Consider the following 18,692-nt stretch of genomic DNA (forward strand, 5'->3'; position numbering starts at 1 on the left):
GAATGAAAAGTCCCGCCCGGTGGTGTGCCAGGCGGGAACAGTAAGTCGAAAGATACGGTCAAAGACAAGAGCCGCCGACCGCATCATACTCAGTGATCCTGAGCTGCGCCCGCACCACGGGGAATGCGAATGCTTTCGACCATCTCTTTGATCTCCTGCGGAGTCTCTTTGGTCATTCCAGCGACGACGTAAGCAACACCGAAGTTGATCATCGCACCGATGGCGCCGAACGAAGTCGACTTGATCGGACCCAACAGTGGGTCAGCATCGGTGAACGAGTTGGTGCCCGGAATGAACAACCAGCCCTTATGCAGGAAGATGTAGACCAGAGTCACGACCAGACCAGCCAGCATACCTGCGACCGCACCGGTGTTGTTGATACGGGTCGAGAAGATCCCCATCATCAGCGCCGGGAAGATAGAGGCAGCCGCCAGACCGAAGGCCAATGCAACCGTCTGCGCCGCAAAGCCCGGAGGGTTGAGGCCCAGATAGGTTGCAACGACGATGGCTACCGCCATGGCAATCCGTGCCGCCAGAAGTTCACCCTTTTCAGAGATCGACGGGTTGATTGCACCTTTGACAAGGTCGTGGGACACAGCGGACGAAATCGCCAGCAACAGGCCCGCAGCGGTCGACAGAGCAGCCGCAAGACCACCAGCAGCAACCAGACCGATCACCCAACCCGGCAGGTTGGCAATCTCGGGATTGGCCAGAACCAGGATGTCGCGGTTGAACTTGGTCAGCTCGTTACCAACCCAGCCTTTTTCTTCGGCGATTGCAGTCATCGCTTCAGATTTGTCGTTGTAATACTGGATCTTGCCGTCGCCGTTCTTGTCTTCCCAATCCAGCAGACCGGTTTTTTGCCATGTGGCCATCCAGTCGTAACGCGGATCGGTGTCGATCTCCTCAACAGAAACAGCGCCACCATCGATGCCACCATTTGGCCACATCATGTCGGTGATGTTCAGACGCGCCATGGCGCCAACCGCGGGGGCGGTCAGGTACAGCAGAGCGATGAAGACCAGCGCCCAGCCCGCCGACCAACGAGCGTCAGACACTTTGGGAACGGTGAAGAAGCGCATGATGACGTGCGGCAGACCCGCAGTACCGATCATCAGCGACAGGGTGAACAACACCATATTCAGCGTGTTCGAGTGGTGGGCTGTATAGTCGTTGAAGCCCAACTCGGTTACGATGGCGTCCAGCTTGGTCAGCAGGGGCTCACCGCTGGCGGTGTCACCAAACAGACCCAGTGCCGGAACAGGTGTACCGGTCAGCTGCAGCGAGATGAAGATGGCCGGGATGGTATAGGCGGTGATCAGCACGCAGTACTGAGCGACCTGAGTGTAGGTCACGCCCTTCATCCCACCAAACACTGCGTAGGCAAACACAACGCCGGCGCCGATCAGCAGACCGGTGGTGTTGGACACCTCAAGGAAGCGGCCGAAGGCCACGCCCACGCCGGTCATCTGACCGATCACATAGGTCACCGACGCAACGATCAGACAGATCACCGCCACGATACGTGCGGTCTGGCTGTAGAAACGGTCGCCGATGAATTCCGAGACGGTGAACTTACCGAACTTACGCAGGTAAGGCGCAAGCAGCAGCGCCAGCAGCACGTAGCCACCGGTCCAACCCATCAGGAAGGTCGAGTTATCATAGCCGGTAAAGGCAATCAGGCCTGCCATCGAGATGAACGAGGCCGCAGACATCCAGTCCGCCGCTGTCGCCATACCGTTGGTGACCGGGTGAACGCCGCGACCGGCAGCGTAGAATTCCGATGTGGAACCCGCACGGGCCCAGATCGCGATGCCGATGTACAGCGCAAAGGACGCGCCCACAAACAGCAAGTTGATGGTAAACTGATCCATGCCGATTACTCCTCGTCCACGCCGTGTTCAGCGTCGAGCTTGTTCATGCGCCAGGCGTAGTTGAAGATCAGCACCAGAAAGACCAGGATCGATCCCTGCTGAGCGAACCAAAAGCCCAGATCTGTACCGCCAACGGCGATGCCGGACAGCAGTGGACGCAGCAGAATGCCGAATCCAAACGACACCAGCGCCCAGATCGCGAGGCTGATGTAGATGAGGCGCAGGTTGGCCTGCCAATAGCCCTTATCGGCTTCGGCAGTCTGCGCGGAGTTTGTTGAATGATCCGCCATTGCGGGTTCCTCCTTCGCTTCCCTCTTAGGCGGCCCATTGCCCAACTCCTCCAGTGCGGTGGGCCGCTTCTCGGTTGTGCCAAACGCCCCGTGACGTCAGGCAAAACTTCTCTGGTCCGCCATGGCGGGTCCATTGAAGTATTCTGTTGTTGGATCAAAGCCCTAGGGCTTATCTCCTCCCCTTAACTCATGGCGTCGCCGACAATCTCTTGAAGGTCTTGTGCGATGTCGTCGATCTGGCCCATGGCGTCGATGCCTTTCAGAACGCCCTGGGCTTGATAGTAGTCAATCAATGGTGCGGTTTGCGCGTGATAGGCGGTGAGCCGCGAGGCGACCGTCTCGGCGTTGTCATCAGCGCGGCGCTTGAATTCTGTGTGGCCGCACTTATCGCATTTGCCGTCTTCCACGGGCTGCTTGTACGTGTCGTGATAGCCCTCACCACATCCAGCGCAGGTGTAGCGGCCAGAAATCCGTGTAACCATCTCAGCGTCTTCAACTTCAAGGCTGATGGCCGCGTTGATCTTCTGATCTGAAGACGCAAGCAATCCATCCAGCGCTTCCGCCTGAACCGTAGTGCGCGGGAACCCATCAAGAATGACGCCCTTGGCGCAGTCCGGTTCCGCCATGCGGTCGCGCAGGATCGCGATAACGATGCCGTCGCTTACAAGATCGCCTGCTTCCATAACGGCCTTGGCAGCTTTGCCAGCCTCGGTGCCTGCGGCAACCGCGTCGCGCAGCAGATCACCGGTGCTGAGTTGTACAAGCCCGAACTTGTCTTCCAACATACGGGCCTGCGTACCCTTCCCGGCGCCCGGAGGGCCGAGAAGGATGAGAACAGCGGGGGATATGGTCGTGGCAGCGTCCATCACATCCTCACTTGTTCGCACGATTTTCAATCAGGTCTTCGACCACCGAAGGATCGGCGAGGGTCGAGGTGTCGCCCAGGGAACCAAAGTCATTCTCGGCAATCTTGCGCAAAATACGGCGCATGATCTTGCCCGAGCGTGTCTTGGGCAGGCCGGGCGCCCACTGGATCACATCCGGGCTGGCGATCGGGCCGATCTCGGTCCGGACCCAGGTGCGTAGCTCTTTCAGCAGCTCATCGGAAGGCTCTCGATCATTCATCAATGTGACATAGCAATAGATGCCTTGCCCTTTGATTTCATGTGGATACCCGACAACGGCGGCCTCGGCCACGGCGGCATGTGCCACCAGCGCGCTTTCCACTTCGGCAGTACCCATCCGGTGACCCGAGACGTTGATCACATCATCGACGCGGCCGGTGATCCAGTAATCGCCATCCTCATCCCGACGGCAGCCATCACCGGTGAAGTAGTAGCCTTTGTAATCCGAGAAATAGGTTTTTTCGAACCGCTCATGATCGCCCCAGACGGTGCGCATCTGGCCGGGCCAGCTGTCCTTGATGCACAGAACGCCCTCGACGCCATTGCCTTCGATCTCAACACCAGACTGAGGGTCCAGAACCACGGGTTGAATGCCGAAGAACGGCTTCATCGCCGAGCCAGGCTTCATCGCATGCGCGCCGGGCAGGGGGGTCATCAGGTGACCGCCGGTTTCGGTCTGCCACCAAGTATCCACGATGGGGCAATTACCCTTGCCGACGACCTCATTGTACCAGTTCCAGGCTTCGGGGTTGATTGGTTCACCCACGGTGCCCAGCGTCCGCAAATCGCTAAGGTCGCATTTCTCGACCCATTCGTTGCCTTGTCCCATCAGGGCCCGCAGCGCAGTGGGCGCGGTGTAGAATTGGTTCACCTTGTGCTTCTCGCACACCTGCCAGAAGCGCGAAGCATCTGGGAAAGTCGGCACGCCTTCGAACATCAGCGTAGTGGCCCCGTTGGCCAGCGGCCCATAGACGATGTAGCTGTGGCCGGTGACCCAGCCGACATCAGCAGTGCACCAGTAAACATCGCCTTCATGGTAGTCGAACGTGATCTCATGCGTCATCGCCGCATAGACCAGATAGCCTCCGGTGGTATGGACAACACCCTTGGGTTGGCCGGTCGAGCCCGAAGTATAAAGAATGAACAGCGGATCTTCGGCATTCATCTCAGCGGGCGCGCAATAGTCATCCGCTTCAAGCGCCATTTCGTTGTAGTCGTAGTCGCGGCCATCAATCCAAGTGGTCTGCCCGCCGGTGCGCTTAACCACCAGACATTTCACGGTGTCCTTGCAGTGCAGCAGGGCTGCGTCCGCGTTCGACTTCAGCGGAGTCTTGCGGCCACCGCGCGGCGCTTCGTCGGCTGTGATGACAACCTTGGCGTCACAGCCATTGATACGTGCCGCCAGCGCATCGGGCGAAAATCCTGCAAAAACAATGGAGTGGATCGCGCCAATCCGCGCGCAAGCTAGCATGGCATAAGCGGCCTCGGGGATCATGGGCAGATAAATCACAACGCGATCGCCTTTGCGTACGCCCATCGATTCGAGGATGTTGGCCATCCGACAGGTACGGCGGTGCAGCCCGGCGTAGGTGATATGCTGAGCGTCGTCGTTCGGATCATCCGGCTCCCAGATGATCGCCGTCTGATCGCCACGCGTATTCAAATGACGGTCAAGACAATTGGCTGAAACGTTCAGTGTGCCATCGGCATACCAGTTGATACCAACCGATCCAAAATCATAGCTGACGTCTTTGACCTGAGTATAGGGCTTGATCCAGTCAACGCGCTTGCCTTGCTCATCCCAAAACGCCTCAGGGTTATTGATCGACGCAGCATACATATCTGCGTATTTGTCGGCGTCGACATGCGCACGGGCGACGGTTTCTGCGGATGGCGGATATGTCTTGGCATCTGCCTGGGCAGCGGTAGTCATTTTTGAGGCTCCTCCCTCTGGACTGGATTACATAGGATCGATATTGCCCGCCGATCAGGCAAAGTCGATCCGGTTCCTCCCCAATTTGGATAATACGGGGATCAGAAAAGAAATAAATAAATTGCCATAATCCTTGGATTTCTTTGTAAATAAATTTTTTGATTGCTGAGAAAAAAGTAAACTTTCAGAAATAACTTATAAAAAATAGCCTTAAATCAATATGATGGATGTAACGATTTAGAGGCACTTTGGTGTTTACATTTGGCATTAGTTTCCAGCCTCGCTACGCTCTCTCGGATTGGTTGCGGTAACACCACATCTGCTTGCAGGGGTTGGCAGATTCCGGACTTGGCGCTAGCTTCTCTTTCAAGCGCTTCGATAGGGGGCGCACCAATGGGAGAGATCACGATGAACAAGATATTGAGCGGTGCGGCCTTTGCCGCCCTGAGCGTGGCATTTGTCGCTGAAGCGGCGGCGACTGAATGGAACGCTTCGGTTTGGGGTAAACGCCGTGCTTTTACTGAACATGTCGAGAAACTGGCCGAGTTGGTCAGCGAGAAAACCGGTGGCGATTTCACAATCAATGTCAGCTACGGCGGGCTGTCGAAACCGCGCGAAAATCTGGATGGTATCGAAATTGGCGCATTTGAGATGGCGCAGTTCTGCGCGGGCTATCACCGCGACAAGAACCGCGCGATTACCGTTCTGGAACTGCCGTTCCTGGGCGTGAACACTCTGGATGAAGAGGTGGCGGTCAGCCACGCGGTTTACGATCATCCTGCGGTCAAGGATGAGATGGCGCAATGGAATGCCCGCATCATCATGACCTCGCCAATGCCGCAGTATAATCTTGTCGGCACCGGTGATCCACGTGATGAACTGGCCGAGTTCGACGGTATGCGCGTCCGCGCCACCGGCGGTCTGGGGCAGGCTTTTGAAGCGGTCGGCGGTGTGCCGACATCCGTACCCGCTACTGAAGCTTTCAACGCGATGGAATCCGGCGTGGTCGACACCGTGGCCTTTGCACAGCACGCGCACCTGTCTTTCGGGACGATTAACGAAGCGGATTGGTGGACGGCCAACCTGAACCCGGGAACAGTGAATTGCCCGGTGGTCGTGAATATCGACGCTTACGAGGCTCTGCCTGCCGAGCATCGCGAGGCGTTGGATAGCTCGATCGACGAAGCGATTGCGCATTATCTAGCCAACTATAGCGGGCTGCTTGAGAAGTGGGACGGCGTTCTGGCAGAGAAGGGCGTTGAAAAGGTCGAGATTGACGAAGCCGTACTTGAGGAGTTTCGCGCCAAGGCCGCCGATCCGATCCGTGCGAAATGGATCGAGGACATGACGGCGCAAGGCATGCCTGCGCAAGAGCTTTATGATCTTGTGCAGTCCACGCTGCAGCAGCAGCGCGGCGGCAACTGATCGCCTTAAGCCGGGTGCCTATGGGCACTCGGCTTTTCCTTCCAATAAAGGGATAGAAAGATGGCAGGACATGCCACGGTGCTAGAGGACGGCAGTCTTCTCAGCCGGTTAGATCACCGTTTGCTTAAGTTAGAGCGGTTTATGGCGTTGATCAGTGGTTTGGCGGTCTTCGGACTAATGGTATTGGCCGTCATCTCGGTGAGTGGGCGTAACGCACTGAATGCGCCCTTGCCGGGCTATGTGGACTGGATCGAACAGGCGATGCCCCTGATCGCGTTTTTGGGCATCTCTTATGTTCAGCGCGATGGCGGACATATTCGGATGGACATCGTAATCTCTCGCCTGAAAGGGCGGGCGCTGTGGTTATTCGAGCTGATTTCGGTTGTTTTGATTCTGCTGCTGATGCTCGCTCTGGTTTGGGGTAGCTGGTCCCACTTTGACCGCTCATTTGACTTTGGAGCTCCGCTATGGAGCCGTGACAGTTCGATTGACATCGGAATTCCACTCTGGCCCGCAAAACTGCTGGCACCGATTGCTTTCTCGGTTCTTTGCGCCCGGCTGGTTCTGCAGATCTGGGGATATGGGCGCGCCTTTATGTTGGGGCTTGAGACCCCGGTTGCCGTCCCGCTGATACAGGACGCGGCGGCGCAGGCTGCGGCCGAAGCCGAACAATTCGAAGGGCGGACCTGATCCATGGATACGGTTGAAATCGGCCTTTGGGTTACCGCTGGGCTACTGGTGCTTGTCGTCACCGGCATGCGCGTTGCCTTCGCTGCTGGTTTAGCGGGCTTGGTTGGCCTGATCTGGATTTTCTGGGCCAAGTTTGGATATGACCCCGAGCGGTTTGGCAAGGCGATGACAGTTGCTGTCAAAACAGCAGGGCAGGTGCCGCATTCCAAGGTTGCATCGCATACGCTGAGCCTGATCCCCACATTTATCCTGATCGGTTATCTGGCATATTATGCCGGTCTGACCCGTGCTTTGTTCGAAGCTGCAAAGCGCTGGGTGGCATGGGTTCCCGGTGGGCTGGCCGTTTCAACGATCTTTGCGACTGCAGGTTTCGCCGCTGTCTCAGGTGCGTCGGTAGCCACTTCTGCCGTCTTTGCACGCATCGCTATCCCCGAGATGCTGGCCGTTGGCTACAACAAACGCTTTGCAGCCGGAGTTGTCGCCGCCGGCGGGACCTTGGCCTCGCTCATCCCGCCATCAGCGATCCTTGTGATCTATGCAATCATAGTTGAGCAGGACGTGGGCAAACTGCTGCTTGCGGGTTTCATCCCCGGCGCGTTTTCGGCGGTTATTTATGGCTTGCTGATCGTTGGCATCGCGGTAATCTTCAAATCCGTTGGACCCCCGGTAAGAGGCTTTACCTGGAAGCAACGATTTACCGCACTTCCGGGCGCGTTGCCCATCGTGGCGGTAATCCTCATCATTATCTGCTTCGTCTACAATCCATTTGGCGACAAGGCCTGGGGTACCCCGACTGAGGGCGGAGCCATTGGGGCCTTCATCGTGTTCTGTTTCGCGCTGATCCATGGCATGCGTTGGCCCGAGTTCAAATCAGCATTGCTGGAAACCGCCAAGCTGACCGCAATGATTTTTGCGATCATTTGGGGTGTTCTGATCTACGTGCGGTTCTTGGGCTTCGCTGATTTGCCGGGGGCGTTTTCCGATTGGATCACCTCGCTCGAAATGTCGCCCATGCTGATCCTGATTTGCATCCTGCTGGCCTATGCCGTGCTGGGCATGTTCATGGATGCCATCGGTATGCTGCTCTTGACCCTTCCAGTCGTGTATCCCGCGGTGATGGCCCTGAACGGAGGCGAGGCGGTCAGCGCTGCAGACAGCGCTTTTGGCATGTCCGGGCCGATGTGCGCCATCTGGTTTGGAATTCTGGTGGTTAAAATGGCCGAGTTCTGCCTGATCACACCTCCCATCGGCCTGAATTGTTTCGTCGTTGCCGGAGTGCGGCCGGACCTCAGCGTTCAGGACGTGTTCAAAGGTGTCACACCATTTTTCATCGCGGATGCTTTGACAATCGCTTTGTTGGTGGCGTTTCCGGGGATCGTTCTCTACCTGCCATCGCTTGCTGGATAAGAAAAACCCCGACCAGGGGCCGGGGTCAGTCTTTGATGTGCGGGTTCTCTATCCTGCCCGCATCAACATCCCAAACAGATCCCGCGGGTCGTCGGGGTCGGCAAGCATGTCCAATGGTTCAAAGAAATCTGTGCCCTCAATCGCGCTCTTGATGTAACGCAGTGCCGAGAAGTCCTCGATTGCGAAGCCCACACTGTCAAACAACGTGATCTGGCGATCATCAGTGCGACCTGTGGCTTGTCCGGTCATAACCTCCCACATTTCGGTGACGGGGTGATCATCGTCCAGCGCCTGAATTTCACCTTCGATGCGCGTCTGCTCGGGGTACTCCACGAATATCTCCGAGCGCAGCAGGATATCGCGATGCAGTTCGGTCTTGCCGGGGCAATCGCCTCCGATAGCATTGATGTGAACACCGGGGCCGACCATGTTGTCGGTCAGGATGGTGGCGTATTTCTTATCGGCGGTGCAGGTCGTGATGATCTGAGCACCTTCGATCGCGTCCTCTGGCGTTTTGCATGGCACGACCCTCAGCCCTTTGCCCTGCAGATTGACCGCACATTTCGCGGTCGCGTTCGGGTCAGTGTCAAACAGCCGGACAGTATCTACCCCGCACATGGCTTTGAAGGCGAGGCACTGGAACTCGGACTGCGCGCCGTTTCCAATCATCGCCATCGTCGTCGCCGATTTGGGTGCGAGGTATTTGCCAACCAGCGCCGAAGTTGCCGCCGTCCGCAGCGCGGTCAGCATAGTCATTTCGGTCAATAATGTCGGGTAGCCGGTATAGACGTCAGCCAGTAGGCCAAACGCTGTCACGGTTTGCAGGCCCTCGGACGTGTTCTTGGGGTGCCCGTTGACGTATTTGAACCCGTAAGCCTCACCATCCGATGTGGGCATCAGTTCGATTACCCCATGCGGTGAGTGGGCCGGGATGCGGGGCGTTTTGTCAAAACTCTCCCAGCGTTTGAAATCGGATTCGATCTGCGCGGCGATCTGCGTGATCATCTGTTCGACACCGACGTGGTGGACCAGACGCATCATGTTGTCGACGGATACAAACGGCACGAGGGCCTTATCAGAAGGTTGCATCAAAGACTCCTATCGGCGGGAAAGATGGATACCAGCGATCATACAACGTACGGATCCACCGGCTGTTTCAATTGTGGGAACCGAGAGCGGCAGCGGTGTTGCGCTGGCTTCGATAACCGCGACTTGAACGGGCGTAAGAGCCTTTAGCGCTCGGCTGGACAGTGCCAGAACAAGACCATCTTTGCCACTTAACTCAATCGCGTTTCCGGCGAAATCTGCAATCTGCTCATGGGACAGATCGATCACGGTACGACCGGATTCTTCCAGCCGCGCCTTAACAGTTGCGCGGCGCTCTGGGTCAGAGATCATGTCCAGACAGATTAGCGCATAGTACGTACCGATCCCCATCAGCACATTGGTGTGATAGACGTCGCGGCCCTCGGCGTCTTTTGCATCAAAGGCGATCGGTTCATAGTTGAAATGGGTACAGAACCTTTCCAACAAAACCGGATCAGCGCGGTTCGATCGAACGGTGTAGGCGATGCGGCCAACGTGATCCAAAACCATTGCTCCGGTTCCCTCAAGCGCAAGGTCGTCTTGTTCGAGGCCGGAATAGTCTATGACGTCCTGAACCCGATATTCCTGCTTAAGCAGTTCGATTACGTCTGAACGCCTCTCGCGTCGGCGAGAAGGAACGAACATCGGATAAACAGCGACGTGCCCGCCGGGATGGGTTGAAAACCAGTTGTTTGGAAAAACACTATCTGGCGTATCGTGTTCGCCTTCGTCGTCAAACACATGAACGGTTACACCGACAGCGCGAAGCCGTTCTACCGCTTCGTCATGCTCATCACGCGCGGCTGCTGAGGTTGCCGCAGCGGATCGATTTGCCAGCGTTTGAAACGCATTATCGTCACGGGTTTCTGGGTTCGACGCGAAGGCATGGGGGCGAACCATTACGACCGCTGAAGGGGATTGCAGAGATATCATCAGAAGCTCCGGGTAGGGCGATCGAAAATGCGTCGCCCCATCAGCGATGCTGCGAGGTCGACCATCAGTTTTGCAGTTCGACCGCGTTCATCAAGAAACGGGTTCAACTCAACAAGGTCCAGCGAACAGACGAGGCCGCTTTCATGCAGCAGTTCCATGACCAGATGCGCCTCGCGCTCGGTGGCGCCACCCGGAACGGTTGTGCCAACGGCGGGCGCGATGGATGGATCAAGGAAATCTACATCCAGCGAGACATGCAGCATGCCGTTCGCTGCGCGCACTTTGTCAAGAAAGGCCAGTAGGGGGGTCTTGATACCGTGTTCATCGATGCTGCGCATATCAGCGAGCATTGCCTGATCTTTTTCCAGCGCGGCACGTTCGGCAGGATCGACCGAGCGTAGACCGATCATTCCCACGCGGTCCGTTGGGATTGGGGCTTCCAAAGCAGGAAAAGCCTCAAAACCATGCTGACCAGTGAAATAGGCGACCGGTGTGCCGTGCAGATTGCCACTGGCGGTGCTGCTGGGCGTGTGAAAATCACTGTGCGCGTCCAACCAGAGGACAAACAAGGGGCGCTCGATGCTCTTTGCGTGGGCTGCCATCCCGGTCACAGTACCCATCGACAGTGCGTGATCACCGCCCATAAAGATGGGAAGGCCATCCTGTGCAGCCTCTTGCGCCGTGCGGCAAAGTGCTTGTGTCCAACCCACGCATTCCGGCAGCGCGTAAAGATGGGGGTCCTCCGGTATGCCAACAGGATCCGGTTGCGTATTGCCGATGTCAGTGACGGTGTGACCCAGGTCCGACAGGGCCTGTGCCAACCCCGCGACGCGATAGGCGTCGGGACCCATCAGGCAGCCTTGGCGGCGTTTGCCTACGTCCATAGGGGCTCCGGCGAGAATGATGTTCTTTTTGCTCATAAGCCTGTCTACCGACGCGATATGAGTTGAGAAAAGGGGGCAAATTGGTCAAACTGGATCAACTAATTCCGATTTGGTAATCGCATATGGACGAACTGGACAATCGATTGTTGAACGCATTGCACAGAGATGCGCGTGCATCTTTGTCAGAGCTGGCAGAACTGCTTGGCGTAACCCGCACGACCGTGCGCAGTCGGCTTCAGCGCCTTAAGCAATCCGGTGAAATTGTGGGCTTCACCGTGGTAACACGGCAAGGTGTGTCGGAAAGCCCGGTGCGCGGGTTGATGATGCTTGAGATTGAGGGCCGAGGCACCGAACGCATCAGATCGCGGATCGCCGCCATGCGTCAGGTTCGCGCTGTGCATTCGACCAATGGCAGTTGGGATCTGATCGCCGAGATCGGAACAGATACGTTGGATGAGCTAGATGAGGTCCTGTTTCAGATCAGGCGGATGGAGGGCATTACACGGTCTGAAACCAACCTTTTGCTTTCAACGCGCAAGGGCCGCTCGTAAGTGGCTGCGCAAGGCGCTTTGCCCAATGGGAAATTCGTGCAAAGCTTTGAATTAACATTGATCTGAAGATCGCAGGGCAGGGGCCACAGGAATGACCACAGAACCGACAACCGAAGATACGCGCGCCATGCGTCTGGCCGAGCGTGTGACAGGGCTGTTGGAAAAGCCTCTGGTCAAGATCGCGGTTCCCTTGTTGATTACCGGCATTGCGTTGGCGGTTCTGCATGACCTGTCTGCACATGTGCAATGGTCAGATATTCAAAGCGATATCGCCGCGAAGCCATGGAAGTTCATGTTCTTCGCGATGTTCTGGACCGCGTTCAGTTTTCTATCGCTCTCGTTCTACGATGTGCTCGCGGTGCAGAGCGTTGCCGATGGCAAAGTGCCGTTGCCTGTCGCTGGGATGGCTGGGGCCAGCGGTTATGCGGTGTCAAATTGCCTGGGGTTTTCCTACATCACGGGCACGGCAATCCGGTATCGCATCTATGCGTCCCTGGGGCTTGATCTGGGCCGCGTCGCCGGGGTGATCGCGACCTCATGGGTGGCGTTTTGGATGGGGCTAATCCTGCTGCTGGGGCTGTTGCTGACCATACACCCGGACGGCATCTCCAAGGTCTTGCCAATCAGCGAGACGACCGAAACCGTGATCGGGCTGTGCATGTTGGCCGGGCTTGTTGCTTTGTTCGTCTGGCTTTCAAGCGGTGGACGGCGTTTGTCTTATGGTGGGTTCGGGTTCAACCTGCCCGGCGGCAAGCTGGCCAGTCTGCTCACCGTTGCTGCCGTTGGCGATCTGTTCGGTGCCTCAATGGCGCTTTACGTGCTGATGCCGGACGATCTGGGGGTTGGCTTCCCCTATTTCTTCGCAGTCTATATCGGCGCTATTGCGGTGGGTATCCTAAGCCATGCACCGGGCGGGATTGGCGTGTTCGAAGCCACCTTGATTGCAGGTCTGGGGGCATCGGGCCGGTCTGATGTAATCGCAGCGCTTCTGCTCTACCGGCTGGTCTACACGTTTTTGCCGTTTGCCATTGCAAGCTTGTCGATTGCGGTCGCTTCCGCAGTGACCCAGCGGCATCGCATCGGAGGTGCGCTGACGTGGGTGTATCGCGCTATTCGACCCATTGTACCAATGGTGGCTGCAGGTGTGGCCGCGGTGGCAGGGGTGATCCTGCTGGTCTCGGGCGCATTGCCCTCAAGCTCTCAGAATTTGGGCGTGCTGCGCGAAGTTTTGCCGCTGTCCTTTGTCGAGGCGTCCCATCTTGCAGGCAGTGCGGTTGGGGTGCTTCTGTTGCTGGTCTCACGGGGCCTGTTCCGCAAGCTTTACCGGGCATGGGTCGTCGCCATGCTGCTGATGGTCGCCGGTTTCTTCGCCTCGCTGGCCAAAGGACTGGACACTCACGAGGCCATTTCGTTGCTATTTACGATTGGGCTTTTGGCAATGTTCCGGGGGGCGTTTTATCGGGTCAGTGGTGCATCGATCTTTCGGCTGAATATCCCATGGTTGGTCAGCGTCGTGGCCTTATTGGCCGTGATTTTCTGGATCGGGTTGTTCGCCTACTCACACGTCCAATACCAGAATGCACTGTGGTGGGATTTTGCCTGGAACGGCGATGCTTCCCGTTTCCTGCGATCAAGCCTTGTTGTTGCGGCGATCCTTGGCATCGTCGCCGTAAACTCGCTATTCGGGCGTGAAATACCAGCTCCGGTCCGGACCGAGATTCCCGAGGTTGTCGAGCGGCTTGTGATGGAAAGCGAAGACACCGAGTCGCAGATATCGCTGACCGGTGACAAACAATTCCTTATCTCGCCGGATGAGACCGCATTCATTGCCTATGCCGATACCGGCAACGCGCTCATCACCAAGGGGGAACCCGTGGGTGATGAAAAGGCGGGCCAGCAACTGATCTGGCAATTGCGAGAGATGGCGGACCGGGAAGGCAAGCTGTGTGCGTTCTACAGTGTCTCAACCAAGTATCTGCCGACATTTCTGGACCTCGGGCTGTCAATCCTGAAGATCGGTGAGGTGGCCCGCGTGCCGCTGCAGGATTTCTCATTGGATGGTAAATCGCGCAAACGGTTCCGGCAGGCAAAGAACCGGGCCGAGCGTGAAGGGTACAAGTTCGAAATCATCCCCAAGGAACAGCTTGCGCCTGTGTTGCCCGAGCTTCGCCAGATCTCGGACGATTGGCTTGCGCAGAAGGCGGGTGAGGAGAAAGGCTTTGCCTTGGGCGGGTTTGACGATGACTACTTGTCTTACTTTGACCATGCAGTCTTGCGGGACGAGACGGGCAAGATCATGGCTTTCGCCAACCTGTTTCAGGGCGGCAACAAGTCCGAGCTTTCGTTGGATTTGATGCGTTACGAACCAGACAGTCCCAGCTTTGTCATGGATGCATTATTTGCTGAAATGATGGTCTGGGGCTCTCAGCAGGGGTTCCACTGGTTCTCGCTGGGTGCGGCACCGTTTTCAGGGATCGAAAATCGTCAGTTGGCCTCGCTTTGGAACCGTATTGGTGGGTTCGTTTACGAACATGGCGAGCAATTTTATCACTTCGAAGGCCTGCGTTCCTTTAAGCAGAAATTCGATCCGGAATGGAGCCCCAATTATCTGGCCAGCCCCGGTGGATTGGCGGCGCCGCGTATACTCTATGAGGTGAACATCCTGATATCGGGTGGTCTACGCGGATTGACCAAATAGCGCTTAGTTCAGGCTGGCGCGCGTTGGCGTTTTCTCAAGCAGATCACCCCAATCGGTTCGATAGGCCATCTCGGTCAAAACCGTTTCAGGTAAGAACTCTTGATTCTGCCGGATCTGCCAGCCGCCGCCCAAACCCTTGTAGATCGCCACCAGATTCGATGAGACTTCTTGCTGCGCTTCGATCAGATTGGCTTGTGATCTCAGCAGCGCGGTTTGCGTGTTCAAGATACGCGAATAACTGGCGATGCCGTCTCGGTATTGGTCAACCGCTATTTCGGCAGCTTTGCGCGACGCCTCGACGCTTCGCTGGTAAAAGGTGACCTGTTTGCGGGCTTGGGTGTAGGCGACCATCGCGCTTTCAACCTCGGAATACGCCGTCAGCACTGTGTTCTGATAGTTCGCGATCAGCGCCTGATAAGCGGCGTCCTGCGCGCGGACGTTGTTCTTGATGCGCCCATAGTTCAGGACATTCCAGACAACGCCTGCATTGGCCAAGCCGGTGGCGCTGTTGCTGCTAAACAGATCGCGCCCACCTGAGGCCTGCAAGCCGATCGACCCAGACAGGATAAACTGCGGATAGAGATCAGCCAACGCGATTCCTACCTGCGCAGATTGGGTGGCTGCCGCCAATTCGGCGGCACGGACGTCAGGCCGTCGCCGCAATAACTCGGCAGGCACGCCGACGGCCACGTTGCTGCGCGCTGATGGGATACGGCCTGAATTGCCGATCAAGCCCGCCATTTGTGAGGGTGTTTTGCCCAGCAGCACCGCCAGAGCGTTCTTGGCCTGCTGGATATCGCTTTCCAACTCGGGCACCAGCGCCTTGGTGTTGTTCAGCAAAGCGGTGGATTCCTGCACATCCAACTCGGTCGTCACACCGTTGTTATAGCGTAACTGGGTCAGATCTGCCGATTCCTGCTGGATCGCTATGTTTTCCCGTGCGATGCGCAGTGCCTGTTGCAGAGAACGGATGTTGATATAAAGCGCCGCGACATCGCCAGTCAGCGTGACCAAAGCGTCGTCATAGTTGGCGACTTGCAGCGCGAGGTTTGACCGCGCGGCCTGTACGCCGCGTCGTTGCTGGCCCCAGACATCCAGTTCCCATTGCGCGTCGAACCCCACCTGAGAGGTGGAGAATTCAGTGTCCAGAGGGATGATCCGCCGGATATCCGAAATCGGCCCAAGGTTGTCGCTGATCTGGCGGCGCTGCAGCGAACCGCCAACGGCCTGCGACTGCGGGTAGAGCTCTCCAAACGCGATTCCAAGCTGCGCACGGGCCTGTAAAACACGCGCACCTGCCACCTGTAGGGTCAGGTTCTGCGCATAGGCTTCAGCGATCAGCTTGTTTAACGTTGGGTCATCGAATGTCTCCCACCAGCGCACAACAGGCGCGCTGCGCGAGGTCAGGCCGCTTTGGCCTGTGCTAGGGCTGTTAACCTCGATCCATTGCTTCACGACCGGAGAGTTCGGGCGCACGAAATCAGGGCCAACCGGCGTACAAGCGGCAAGGGTGGCGGCGCACAGGGCGGTGCCGAGTAGACGGCGGAGGGTCATGGCGCGCATCCTCAAATATCCAGCGGTCGGATGAAGTTGGCGAAGGAATAGAGACGTATATTGATACGCCTCAGAAACTCGAAACTCTGCCCCATGCCAGTATAAATTGCCACTGCAGCGTGACCACCGGCAGGGAAGGTATGCCCTTCGGGTACATCAACCGAGATTTGAACAGCGATCCGACCGGGCAGCTTTGGCAGCTCAAAGCCTGGCAGGCGGCCCGAGGGCAGGTACTGGCCTTGGCGGGTCGCCCACCAGACGGCCTCAACCTTGCCGGTCAAGATTTCGCCGGGATAGAGATCCAGCGCAACTTCGACGGGTTGACCGACCTCGACGAATTTCAGGTTCTGCTGACGGAAGGTGGCCAGAATATAGGGGCTGTCTTCGGTGACAAAACTCGCGATTGCCCCCAGCCGGATTTCCCCCACGACCATCCCGGGGCGCGCCTGTTGCGAAACGATCATGCCGTTTTCAGGTGCATAGATGGTTGTGTTCTCGAGAAAATACTCGGCTTCGGCAAGCTGAGCCTCAGCTTCCAGTATGCCGGTATTTACCCCATCGATCTGCGAATCCAGTGCAAGATTGGCCTTTTCCAGATTGGCCTGCGCTTCCTTGATCTTCGCCTGATCTTCCGCGACCTGTTCGTTCCAGCGATCAAGCTCGTCCTGACGCGCGCCACCTGCGGGAACAAGGTTCTCGTAACGTGCCTGTTCGGTCAGGGCATAAGCCAGTTGTGCGTTTGCGCGTTCGACCGCTTCGCTGGCCGCGATGACATCCTGTTCCAGAATTTTTGCATTTTGCTGTGCGGCCACCAACTGGGCATTCGCCTTGTCTACGGCCAGCGAAAACACGGTATCATCGAATTTGTACAGCGGCTCACCCTTGGTGATCCAGGTGTTTGGCTCGACCAGAACATCGGTCAGGATTGTGGGCTGTGTCAGGCGTGGCACGATCTGGATGGTGGACCGCACGACGTGGCTGTCGACCGAGAAAGGCTGAAAGAACCGCAACGCGACCAGGAAGATCAGGAGCAGGTGCGCGCCCACCCAGAAGGAGACGATCCCCCACATGATGTTGAATTTCAGCCATTGCACCTTGAAGAAGATGAACCAGACAAAAATGATGTAGAACAGCGTGATGCCAAGGGCGACGAACATGAGTGCTGAATTCCTTTGGCTTTAGGCTTGCTTCGGTTCGTCAGTATCCAGAGGATCCTGGTATTCCGGTTTGACGGTACCGCCCAGGCGTTTGATCTCATCCCGGATTGCCTTGCGCTCGTCTTCGGGGCCGCGGCGCATGTCGACGGTCACACCATCGTGAAACGCCCAAATGAAAGCGTGCACCCATGGGACGATCGCCAGAAATCCCATCCAGCCCATGATCTTGACCGCCTCGGCATGGGGATGGTTGCGTTTGATCGCAATTCGTCCCGGCAGGCCCATGAGGAACAAAAACAGCGCCATCACAGCAGCCAGCAGCAAAATAAGTGCCACAAATGTCAGATAGTCATAGTAGCCTAGCGGCTGCCCCAAAAGTCCCATGCTCGCGCCTCCTGTTGGGCAAACTGTTCCATCCCCGGGCGCTGTTGTCCAGCCAATCAATCAATTTCTAGCTGATCAGCGAGATGCGTCAGCATTCAATGATTTGGGTCTGCCAGTCTTTACACTTCTGAGGCAAGTCACCGGGCAGGGGTAGATCGGTATAGACCACATCTACATCGGCCAACGAGGCGATGCGCGCTGGTGCGGTGCGTTGGAATTTTGAAGCATCTGCCACAAGGCTGATTTTCCGGGCTTGTTCGATGATCGTCTGACTGACAAGCACCTCTTGCAGGTCGAAATCCATCAGATCACCATCAATATCCAACGCTGAACAACCAATGATCGCATGGTCGAATTTGAACTGTCGAATGGTTGAGACCGCAAGATTCCCGACCAACCCGCTATCTGATCGGCGCAGAATGCCGCCTGCGACAACGATCTGGCAATCCGGATTCTCGGTCAGGATATTGGCTACGTTCATGTTGTTGGTCACGACCATCAGGTTCTTGTGGTTCAGCAACTGGCGCGCGACCGCCTCGGTCGAGGTGCCGATATTCATAAAGACCGAGCTATCTTCGGGGATGTCAGCCGCGCACCGCTCGGCCATACGAGCCTTGGCCTCATAGTTCAGCCCGCGCCTGTCTTCGTAACCGATGTTGGAAACACCCGATCGCAGGACGGCACCCCCATGGACCCGATCCAGCTTACCGGCCTCAGACAGCTCGGTCAGGTCGCGGCGTATGGTCTGGACCGTGACCTGAAAACGCTCGGCAAGTCCATCAACCGTGACGCGGCCCTCTTGTTTGGCGATTTCAAGGATGTCTGCTTGGCGGAATGAGAGTGACATTGGCTGCCTATTCGTTTCGGTATATTCGTTTTTGTTCCAATTTCGAAATTTGGCAACAAGATTTACAGGTTTCG

16 protein-coding genes are annotated in these 18,692 nt (G+C 56.9%); 5 read left to right on the plus strand and 11 right to left on the minus strand.

Features of this window, described 5'->3' with window-relative positions; translation table 11 throughout:
* Window positions 1-89: 89 nt before the first annotated feature.
* The 4 genes from ACR0B3_RS01510 to acs form a co-directional block, all read right to left on the minus strand.
* Window positions 90-1,874 (minus strand): sodium:solute symporter family protein, encoded by a 1,785-nt coding sequence (locus tag ACR0B3_RS01510; RefSeq protein ID WP_480807556.1) that lies wholly within the window; start codon window positions 1,872-1,874, stop codon window positions 90-92.
* 5 nt (window positions 1,875-1,879) lie between these two features.
* A complete protein-coding gene (locus tag ACR0B3_RS01515) occupies window positions 1,880-2,164 on the minus strand; it encodes a DUF4212 domain-containing protein (protein WP_010439512.1) in 285 nt (94 codons plus the stop codon).
* A 182-nt stretch (window positions 2,165-2,346) separates the two neighbouring features.
* Window positions 2,347-3,030 (minus strand): adenylate kinase, encoded by a 684-nt coding sequence (locus ACR0B3_RS01520; protein WP_480807557.1) that lies wholly within the window; start codon window positions 3,028-3,030, stop codon window positions 2,347-2,349.
* Window positions 3,031-3,037: 7 nt separating this feature from the next.
* Window positions 3,038-5,002 carry an acetate--CoA ligase gene (acs, locus tag ACR0B3_RS01525; RefSeq protein WP_480807558.1) on the minus strand — a complete coding sequence of 655 codons (1,965 nt, stop codon included), beginning with the start codon at window positions 5,000-5,002 and terminating at the stop codon, window positions 3,038-3,040.
* Window positions 5,003-5,410: 408 nt separating this feature from the next.
* Between acs and ACR0B3_RS01530 the strand changes: the two genes are divergently transcribed.
* The 3 genes from ACR0B3_RS01530 to ACR0B3_RS01540 are packed head-to-tail and all read left to right on the plus strand — an operon-like array spanning window position 5,411 to window position 8,524.
* Window positions 5,411-6,427 (plus strand): C4-dicarboxylate TRAP transporter substrate-binding protein, encoded by a 1,017-nt coding sequence (locus tag ACR0B3_RS01530; RefSeq protein WP_480807559.1) that lies wholly within the window; start codon window positions 5,411-5,413, stop codon window positions 6,425-6,427.
* A gap of 60 nt (window positions 6,428-6,487) precedes the next feature.
* On the plus strand, window positions 6,488-7,117 hold the full coding sequence (locus ACR0B3_RS01535) for a TRAP transporter small permease subunit (RefSeq protein WP_480807560.1): 630 nt from the start codon (window positions 6,488-6,490) through the stop codon (window positions 7,115-7,117).
* A gap of 3 nt (window positions 7,118-7,120) precedes the next feature.
* The gene (locus ACR0B3_RS01540) at window positions 7,121-8,524 is read left to right on the plus strand and encodes a TRAP transporter large permease (RefSeq protein WP_170682932.1); all 1,404 of its coding nucleotides are present in this window, start codon (window positions 7,121-7,123) and stop codon (window positions 8,522-8,524) included.
* Between the two features lie 48 nt (window positions 8,525-8,572).
* Here the strand turns inward: ACR0B3_RS01540 and ACR0B3_RS01545 are convergent, their stop codons facing one another.
* Genes ACR0B3_RS01545 through rocF form a run of 3 tightly spaced genes read right to left on the minus strand, consistent with a single transcriptional unit; the run spans window position 8,573 to window position 11,463 of the window.
* Entirely contained in the window at window positions 8,573-9,616 is a 1,044-nt protein-coding gene (locus tag ACR0B3_RS01545) for an ornithine cyclodeaminase (protein WP_480807561.1), read from the minus strand.
* A 6-nt stretch (window positions 9,617-9,622) separates the two neighbouring features.
* Window positions 9,623-10,543, minus strand: coding sequence for a citrulline utilization hydrolase CtlX (gene ctlX, locus ACR0B3_RS01550; protein WP_480807562.1), 921 nt, complete (start codon window positions 10,541-10,543; stop codon window positions 9,623-9,625).
* On the minus strand, window positions 10,543-11,463 hold the full coding sequence (gene rocF / locus ACR0B3_RS01555) for an arginase (RefSeq protein ID WP_170689881.1): 921 nt from the start codon (window positions 11,461-11,463) through the stop codon (window positions 10,543-10,545). The genes ctlX and rocF overlap by 1 nt, the downstream gene beginning before the upstream one ends.
* An 86-nt stretch (window positions 11,464-11,549) precedes the next feature.
* On the opposite strand from rocF, the gene ACR0B3_RS01560 reads away from it, so the two are divergent.
* The gene (locus ACR0B3_RS01560) at window positions 11,550-11,978 is read left to right on the plus strand and encodes an Lrp/AsnC family transcriptional regulator (protein WP_170682928.1); all 429 of its coding nucleotides are present in this window, start codon (window positions 11,550-11,552) and stop codon (window positions 11,976-11,978) included.
* A 91-nt stretch (window positions 11,979-12,069) separates the two neighbouring features.
* On the plus strand, window positions 12,070-14,676 hold the full coding sequence (mprF, locus tag ACR0B3_RS01565) for a bifunctional lysylphosphatidylglycerol flippase/synthetase MprF (RefSeq protein ID WP_480807563.1): 2,607 nt from the start codon (window positions 12,070-12,072) through the stop codon (window positions 14,674-14,676).
* Window positions 14,677-14,679: 3 nt separating this feature from the next.
* Here mprF and ACR0B3_RS01570 read toward each other — a convergent pair whose 3' ends face one another.
* The 4 genes from ACR0B3_RS01570 to ACR0B3_RS01585 form a co-directional block, all read right to left on the minus strand.
* On the minus strand, window positions 14,680-16,230 hold the full coding sequence (locus tag ACR0B3_RS01570; RefSeq protein WP_480807564.1) for an efflux transporter outer membrane subunit: 1,551 nt from the start codon (window positions 16,228-16,230) through the stop codon (window positions 14,680-14,682).
* 11 nt (window positions 16,231-16,241) lie between these two features.
* A complete protein-coding gene (locus ACR0B3_RS01575; RefSeq protein WP_480807565.1) occupies window positions 16,242-17,387 on the minus strand; it encodes an HlyD family secretion protein in 1,146 nt (381 codons plus the stop codon).
* A 21-nt stretch (window positions 17,388-17,408) separates the two neighbouring features.
* The gene (locus ACR0B3_RS01580) at window positions 17,409-17,771 is read right to left on the minus strand and encodes a DUF3302 domain-containing protein (protein WP_480807566.1); all 363 of its coding nucleotides are present in this window, start codon (window positions 17,769-17,771) and stop codon (window positions 17,409-17,411) included.
* 88 nt (window positions 17,772-17,859) lie between these two features.
* Entirely contained in the window at window positions 17,860-18,618 is a 759-nt protein-coding gene (locus ACR0B3_RS01585; RefSeq protein WP_480807567.1) for a DeoR/GlpR family DNA-binding transcription regulator, read from the minus strand.
* Window positions 18,619-18,692 lie beyond the last annotated feature (74 nt).

This window comes from Ruegeria sp. CE9 (assembly GCF_056537425.1).